The sequence below is a fragment of the Allomuricauda sp. CP2A genome (genome assembly GCF_001683915.1).
In the GTDB taxonomy this organism is placed as follows: Bacteria; Bacteroidota; Bacteroidia; order Flavobacteriales; family Flavobacteriaceae; genus Flagellimonas.
This window is the reverse complement of sequence record NZ_LXTT01000154.1, coordinates 1-955: the sequence shown is the minus strand read 5'-3', so window position 1 is coordinate 955 and position 955 is coordinate 1. Positions and strand designations below refer to the sequence as shown.

Below are 955 nucleotides of genomic sequence, written 5' to 3'. Positions count from 1 at the left end.
GTCTTGCCGCCGTTACATTGCCCAATATGGACTTTATCAATAGTTTGGAAATAAATGAAAAGTTCCAGGTAGGGGCCACTTTTATTCTTTGGGGTTACAATCTAAAAAACTTGGAAACGTCCCTTGAGGAAATGTCACGATTGGGCTTCCATTCCTTTGAGACCTTTGGTTGGACCATACAGGAACTGGAAGACTCTGGTGTTAGATTGGAAGAATTGATTGAAAAGCACAACATTCCCATCAGGTCTGCTTTTTGCATGACCGATGTTCTAGATCCATCACCATCAAAAAGAAAAGAGGAAATCGAGAAATTGACCAGTTGGACCAAGCTCCTTAAAAGAGCAGGGGGTACTTTGGTGGAGTATTGTCCTGCATCGGTTGACCGTAAAGATTTTGTTTTTAAGGAACACAGAAAAAATATGGTGGATGCCATGAACGACTATGCCAAAGTGGTCACAGATCTTGGTCTCACCTGCGCATTGCATCCACATACGGGAACCCCTGTTGAAACCGAAGAGGAAGTGTACTTCATCATGGAAAATGTGGACACCAACTATATGAAATTTGGACCTGATTCCGGACAATTGGAAAAAGGTGGTGCGGATACAGTGAAGATATTCAGGGATTTTATGCCATTGATCGAACATGTCCATCTCAAGGATTATGAAGGTGGCGATAATGGTTACTTGGGATATGCCCCATTGGGAGAAGGGCATGTAAAAATCAAGAAACTCATGAAGATGCTTGAGAGAGGAAGGGACAAAATGGTTGGCGATATTATGTTTGAGCTGGATTACGACCGAAAAATAAAACCGGCCTATTCCACTTTTGAAGCGGCAAAAATATCACGGGATTACTTAGTGGATCTTGGGTATAGTTTCACTTAAATGAATATGCTGTCAGAAGAGCCCAAAAAATAGTTATAGACGATAAAATCAAAAAATCAAAATCAATA

General features: G+C 40.9%; 1 protein-coding gene. It reads left to right on the top strand.

Annotation, left to right across the window (positions count from 1 at the left end; genetic code table 11):
* Nucleotides 1-887, top strand: an 887-nt coding sequence (locus A7D14_RS17930) for a sugar phosphate isomerase/epimerase family protein (protein WP_141673441.1), incomplete at its 5' end; no start/stop codon positions are given.
* Between the last annotated feature and the right edge of the window lie 68 nt (nt 888-955).